The 6445-nt window shown below is 37.5% G+C and carries 6 protein-coding genes and 4 tRNA genes; all 10 read right to left on the bottom strand.

The annotated features are described in order from the left end of the window. Positions 1 to 445 precede the first annotated feature (445 nt). Positions 446 to 703 (bottom strand): hypothetical protein, encoded by a 258-nt coding sequence (locus GHT08_RS18235; RefSeq protein WP_163582844.1) that lies wholly within the window; start codon positions 701 to 703, stop codon positions 446 to 448. Between the two features lie 56 nt (positions 704 to 759). Beyond that, positions 760 to 2109, bottom strand: coding sequence for a phosphoglucosamine mutase (gene glmM / locus GHT08_RS18230; protein ID WP_163582843.1), 1350 nt, complete (start codon positions 2107 to 2109; stop codon positions 760 to 762). Positions 2110 to 2163: 54 nt separating this feature from the next. After that, complete coding sequence (locus GHT08_RS18225; RefSeq protein ID WP_163582842.1) at positions 2164 to 3423, bottom strand: CdaR family protein; 1260 nt, start codon at positions 3421 to 3423, stop codon at positions 2164 to 2166. Further along, a complete protein-coding gene (gene cdaA / locus GHT08_RS18220) occupies positions 3416 to 4237 on the bottom strand; it encodes a diadenylate cyclase CdaA (RefSeq protein WP_163582841.1) in 822 nt (273 codons plus the stop codon). The genes GHT08_RS18225 and cdaA overlap by 8 nt, the downstream gene beginning before the upstream one ends. Positions 4238 to 4447: 210 nt before the next feature. Beyond that, positions 4448 to 5056, bottom strand: coding sequence for an anti-sigma factor family protein (locus tag GHT08_RS18215; RefSeq protein WP_163582840.1), 609 nt, complete (start codon positions 5054 to 5056; stop codon positions 4448 to 4450). 14 nt (positions 5057 to 5070) lie between these two features. Next, positions 5071 to 5637, bottom strand: a complete 567-nt coding sequence (gene sigW, locus GHT08_RS18210; protein ID WP_018932305.1) for an RNA polymerase sigma factor SigW — start codon at positions 5635 to 5637, stop codon at positions 5071 to 5073. Positions 5638 to 5979: 342 nt separating this feature from the next. Continuing rightward, a tRNA-Ala gene (locus GHT08_RS18205) sits at positions 5980 to 6055 on the bottom strand. A 7-nt stretch (positions 6056 to 6062) separates the two neighbouring features. Beyond that, positions 6063 to 6138 (bottom strand) — tRNA-Lys (locus tag GHT08_RS18200). Positions 6139 to 6173: 35 nt separating this feature from the next. After that, positions 6174 to 6248 (bottom strand) — tRNA-Gln (locus GHT08_RS18195). Positions 6249 to 6306: 58 nt separating this feature from the next. Continuing rightward, a tRNA-Tyr gene (locus GHT08_RS18190) sits at positions 6307 to 6392 on the bottom strand. Between the last annotated feature and the right edge of the window lie 53 nt (positions 6393 to 6445).

The following is a 6445-nucleotide window of genomic DNA, read 5'->3' as shown; positions in this document are numbered from 1 at the left end:
TTTTACTTGAAAAGATCTTTTTAAGCAATCAATATTGTAAAAAGATCTACTACAATTCTATGCACTATTTATAATATTAGTGATAAGAAAAGCGCAGAGCGCCCGTTTAGAAACGTAGCGGCTTCAGAATTAACTGATATAAAGGAATCACGGTGAGTTTACGAACCGATGATGACTTATCATAGGGCAATTCGTGAAGTAGCCTAGTTTTAGGGCGCTTGCGTAGACAGGCATCCAATTTTTATACTTTCTTTGCTGATAAGAAAAACTTCTCGGTCCTTTGTCATGATGGGGATACATCCGATAGTTTTTATTCAAGCATTTATAATAATCCGGTTACCTATCCTCACCGCATTTTACCGTTGATATATCTACTACAAGGAAAACAGCTTCATGTAACTGTAAGATTTCCTTGTAAAATAGGATTAACAGGGAAATCTTACAATTAGATGAGAGCTTTTCCGCGTAAAAAGTAAGTCTGTGAGTCCGATGTATGCTTACTTACCTCTTTTAAAAAGATAGCTTTTTTATTATGCAGCTGTTTATTGTGAAGTAGGACTTGTCTATTGCGAATCGCTACTTCTTTATTGCGAAATAGCCCTCGTTTATTGCGATTCACTGCTTCTTTATTGCGAAATAGCCCTCGTTTATTGCGATTCACTGCTTCTTTATTGCGAAATGGCTCTCGTTTATTGCGAATCACTGCTTCTTACACTAAAAAAGAAGCTATGGATTTGCCATAGCTTCTACTCATTATCTTTACTCTTCCATTCCCATTACTTGTTGGATTACTTCTACAACTTCATCAACGTAATGGTTACAGTCTTCTATTGTTGGTGCTTCCACCATAACACGTACTAACGGCTCCGTTCCGGAAGGACGTACTAACACGCGGCCTTGATCCCCCATCTTTAACTCGACTTTATCAATAGCATCGAGTACGGTTTGATTTGTCATTACTTCATTCTTCTTCACTACACGAACATTCTTTAGTACTTGTGGGAATTTTTCCATTTCACCAGCCAGTTCAGATAACGGCTTACCTGTCTCTTGCATGACATTGATAAGTTGTAATGCAGATAGCATTCCATCTCCGGTAGTCGTATAATCTAAGAAAATGATATGACCAGATTGTTCTCCACCAAGATTATAACCACCTTTACGCATTTCTTCCATTACGTAGCGGTCCCCGACGGCTGTCTTATTACTTTTCATTTCGTTCACTTCTAATGCTTTGTAAAAACCGATATTACTCATTACCGTAGACACAACAGTGGAATGGCGTAGTATTCCTTGCTGATTTAAGTATTTTCCGATAATAAACATGATTTGATCGCCATCTATAATATTTCCTTTTTCGTCAACAGCAATTAAACGGTCTCCGTCACCATCAAAGGCAATACCGATATCCGCACTTTTCTCTACCACTAGTCCTTGCAGCTTCTCTGGATGAGTAGAGCCAACTCCATCATTAATATTTAATCCATTAGGGGAACAGCCAATGGTTGAAATGTCTGCTTCCAAATCAGCAAAAAGATGTGATGCAAGTCCTGATGTTGCACCATGTGCACAGTCTATCGCAATATGTAAACCATCAAATTCATTATCAATTGTTTCTTTTAAATATTGAATATATTTCTGTCCACCTTCAAGGTAATCATTCACCTGACCAACTTCTTCTCCAATTGGTCGTGGCAATTCATCGGTATCCATATCTAATAAGTCTTCAATTTCTGCCTCTTGTTCATCAGACAATTTAAATCCATCAGAACCAAAAAATTTGATGCCATTATCCTCAACTGGATTATGGGAAGCAGAGATCATGACACCTGCTTGAGCATTCATTACTTTTGCCAAGTAAGCAACACCTGGTGTAGAAATAACTCCAAGTCGCATTACTTCAGCACCAATGGAAAGAAGACCAGCAACTAATGCTCCTTCTAGCATATTTCCTGAAATACGAGTGTCACGACCTATAAGTACTTTAGGTTTGTTAGCTTCTTTTGTTAATACATATCCGCCATATCGGCCAAGCTTGAACGCTAATTCAGGTGTTAGATCTTTATTGGCAACGCCACGGACACCATCCGTTCCAAAATATTTACCCATTTTCAAAATCTCTCCTTTTACATAACTTATCCTCATATTTTCGGCCATTATGTATTATTCTTCTTGTTCGATGTCTACCGTTACTTGCTCATGTTCCAATTCAAATTCTATCTCTTCCGATATATCTTCAGGTGTAATGAGTTCAACCGGTAGCTGATGCTCACCAGGAGCAAGATCTTCAATATCAATTGTTAGTTGAAGATCTTCTTCTGGTACTTCTGATAGCTCAGATGGAAAGCCTCTCATGATGATGTTCATACTATTAGTATCTGGCTCAGTAAATGATACGGAAAGCTCGTCTACTTCATCTTCGTATTCGATCGAGACATCTTCTAATGTTTCTTCTTCTACTGTTTCTACTTCTACATTAACATTGACTGTCTCACTACTTACCTTTCTTACATCTGAAGGTATGGATAAAGGCACTTCAACTGTGCCACTTTCAGTAATTTCGCTTAAATCTAGAGGTTCTGTGGCTATATCCTCTAATTGCTCTAAATAGCTTTCCGCAGCAAATACTTGCACTTCTTCTGTTTCTAATTCCATCGAAGTTACGCGAACATCTTCTGGCAATTCTCCTTCCGTTTCGATGGATATTGGTACATTCTTATTCGGATTCTTCATATCCACAGAAACATCAACAGTTGGTGGATCAATCCTTACATTTAATTCATTCCCTTGATTATCATAAACTTTTACAGGAACGTTATCGATAGTTTGTGATTCACTGAAGCCACTGACATCAACAAAAGCTTTCACTATAGCTATTTTATCTACAATGCTTTTCGAACTAGTAACTGTTACTTGATCTGGTTCAGCATAAACATTGGCAACTTCATATCCCGCTTCCACTCTATCTCTATTCACCGTATCTATCGTAACATTGAATTCTTGACTAGCTCTTTCTTCAATTGTTACTTCCACCTCTTGTGGATCAACATACACATTCAGTCCATCTGCAATACCAGAATATTCGATTGGGACGATATGTGTACCTGTTCCTTGATCTTCAAGGTCGACAAACACATCGAAATTACGCTGTAATGAGGTAGATGTTACTAAACTAACTGATCCCTGTAAGGAAACTGTTACGGTTTCTGGCACTCCACTTACTACATATTTGTCTTGATCAATCATGGTTTGAACAGGGACGTCTTCCAATGTCTGCGTTTCGTTTGTATTACCAAAAGGCAGTTCAAACCCATCATCATTATCATAAACATTCTCATCAAATGCAACGACAACAAAAAGCAAGACAGAAAGTATCAAGGCAACAACTCTTATGACCCATGGTTTTTCCAACCACTTATTCATTTCTTTTACCCCTCCAATTCCATGCCTTTGTCGTTGAAGTTTTAAATTTTTTCACTAACTCGGATTCGAGGATTTCTGCTAATTGTTCTGCCGTCAGACTACGGTGTAACTCACCATTTTTGGTACATGATATGTTACCCGTTTCCTCCGAAACAATAATGGTAATCGCATCCGTTACTTCACTAATACCTAGTGCTGCTCTATGGCGTGTACCTAATTCTTTGGAAATAAAAGGACTTTCGGACAATGGTAAATAACAAGCAGCGGCCACAATTTCATCTCGACTGATGATAACTGCACCGTCGTGTAAAGGCGTATTTGGAATAAAGATATTAGTTAACAATTGATTAGTTAAATTCCCATTAATCGGAATACCAGTTGAAACATAGTCACCCATGGCTGTATCACGTTCAATTGTAATCAAAGCTCCAATGCGCCGTTTGGCCATATATTTACTAGAAGCCACAATTGCTTCTATCGATTGGTTAAGCTCTTCTTCCTCGGAAGTTGTATTACGTGAAAAGAAGCTTCCTCTTCCTAATTGCTCCAATGCTCTTCTTAATTCTGGCTGAAACAAAATAATAATCCCTAAAGGTCCCCACATAATCACTTGCCAAATGATCATTCGAACTGTGCTTAAGTCGAATAAAACACTAGCAAGATAAATGATAATAACAACGAAGATACCTTTTAATAATTGGATAGCCTTTGTACCACGAATAAGCATCAATAATTTATATAAAACATACCAAACGATGGCAATATCTGCGATGATTTTGACAATGTCTAGTAAGTTCAAGTCACCATTAAGCATGCAAACACAACCTTATGTCCATCTGAATCCTCTTCCTTATCTCTATTGTAGTTATTGTTTATTATAACATATGATTTATATAACCCTTAATCAAATGTAATATTTTCTATTTGCTAATACAGGTAAAGACAGTGACTCTTATACATCAAATAAGAATCACTGTCCTTTCTTCCCCGCCAAACGAACATTCCGCGCTTTTACCTTTTGTTATTAATCTAAACTAAATACACTTTTAACAAGGTCTTTTAGCTTATACCACATCCAATTAAATACTTGATCTACTTCTTTTATTTCTCCTGCTATTTTTCCTGCTGAAGCTGATAAGTTTTCTCCATTAATGAGGATAAGATCGCCTTGAACTTCTCCTTCTACTTTCACACTAGCATTTTTAATTTCAAGGTCATCTTCAATTACCACATCTTTTGGGACGATAACTGTATCATTTTTTACAATTAAATTCTGCCCTTTAGGATAGCTTAATTGCTGGTCTTGACTCCATGCGGAGAAAATACCACTAAACATTAAAATAAAGAAGATAGCAGCTGCTGTTAACATGGGATGTAGCTTCATCCACCTTTTTGCTGTCATACGCTTCTTCTCTTTTGGTAACCCGGCCATTACATTACTAGTAAAGTCTTTGGATGGCTTTAATTCTATATTTGCTGTCACTAATGCTACGGTTCTTTTTAATTCTTGAAAATGTTTTTGACAAGCTTCACATGATTGTAAATGGGAGCGTAACCTCTGTTCGGCATCTCTCGTTATATCGCCATCTAAATACTGATGCATCAATTCAACTATTTCTTTATTACATTTCATTTCACTCACACCCCTTAAACATGGCGAAGCCTTTTTCTAAGAGCTTCTCTGCCTCTGTGGATTCTCGTCTTGACCGTCCCCACAGGTATTTCTAATATTTCACTAATTTCCTTAAGAGATAGCTCATCTAAAAAACGTAAAGCGATTATACTCCGATATTTCGCAGGGAGTTGCATTATTTCATTTTGGATATAACTTTGCATTTCTAAACTCTCTACTTCTTCTTCTGGAAGAGCTTGTTCAGCCGGTAATTGTGCATATAAATTTAATCCATCTGTTCCTTTTATTTCAGCATCAAGATAATAGTCTGGCTTTTTCTTGCGGATTCTATCGATGGTTAAGTTTGTCGCAATCCGATATAGCCATGTTGAGAATTTCCGATTTTCATCAAATGACTGGATATTAAGATATGCTCGAATAAAAGCTTCCTGTGCAATATCTTCTGCTTCTTGCTTATTTCCAATCATCCGAAAACAAATAGCAAATACTTTATTTTGATAGTACGCAACAATGTCTTCAAATGCTGATTGGTCTCCCTTTTTTACTAACTTAATATTGTGCTTTATTTTTTCTTCAATCATCTAATTACCTCCGCTACATTGGCGGTTACTTTAATTACGAGGTACCCCAAAGAAAAGTTTCATTTATTTTAATTTTTTTTATCCTTTTTTATTTCACTATTATATCAAGAAAAGTTGCATTTTTGTTGATATATGACAATTTTTCACAAAAAATGTAGAGAAGTCTTCTCAAGGTATACATATCTCAATCAGCAAGTCTTCTTTTTTACGGAGATAAGGGAAGTTTGCTAGCTGTTAGGCATTCGGAATTACACAAATCCGCAATTTTATATTTTTATCATACAAAAAAAGCCGTCTCCATCTTTTAGGAAAACCGCTTTGTATTAATCATATACTTTTAGATGGTGGAGCCTAGCGGGATCGAACCGCTGACCTCCTGCGTGCAAAGCAGGCGCTCTCCCAGCTGAGCTAAGGCCCCATCAAACTGGTGAGCCATGGAGGATTCGAACCTCCGACCCTCTGATTAAAAGTCAGATGCTCTACCAACTGAGCTAATGGCTCTAATGAGTTTGTCTTTATTTCTTTGCACATAAAAATGGCTGGGCTAGCTGGATTCGAACCAGCGCATGACGGTACCAAAAACCGTTGCCTTACCGCTTGGCTATAGCCCAACAATATAAAATGAAGTGTACAAGAAATAGTATATACACTTAAAAAGATTTTATACAATGGTGGAGGGAGTAGGACTCGAACCTACGAACCCGATGGGAGCGGATTTACAGTCCGCCGCGTTTGGCCAACTTCGCTATCCCTCCAAGCATAAATATTATGAAATTAGCTGGTGCCGGCCAGAGGACTTGAACCCCCA

The sequence above is a fragment of the Gracilibacillus saliphilus genome (assembly GCF_010994085.1).
GTDB lineage: Bacteria > Bacillota > Bacilli > Bacillales > Amphibacillaceae > Gracilibacillus > Gracilibacillus lacisalsi.
The sequence above is the reverse complement of the archived record's forward strand: the minus strand, read 5'-3'. Positions and strand labels throughout refer to the sequence as shown.

Excerpts from the sequence above, each read along its gene's own strand:
- glmM (WP_163582843.1), bottom strand. The coding sequence starts at position 2,109 with ATGGGTAAATATTTTGGAACGGATGGTGTCCGTGGCGTTGCCAATAAA.
- GHT08_RS18225 (WP_163582842.1), bottom strand. The coding sequence starts at position 3,423 with ATGAATAAGTGGTTGGAAAAACCATGGGTCATAAGAGTTGTTGCCTTG.
- cdaA (WP_163582841.1), bottom strand. The coding sequence starts at position 4,237 with ATGCTTAATGGTGACTTGAACTTACTAGACATTGTCAAAATCATCGCA.
- GHT08_RS18215 (WP_163582840.1), bottom strand. The coding sequence starts at position 5,056 with ATGAAATGTAATAAAGAAATAGTTGAATTGATGCATCAGTATTTAGAT.
- sigW (WP_018932305.1), bottom strand. The coding sequence starts at position 5,637 with ATGATTGAAGAAAAAATAAAGCACAATATTAAGTTAGTAAAAAAGGGA.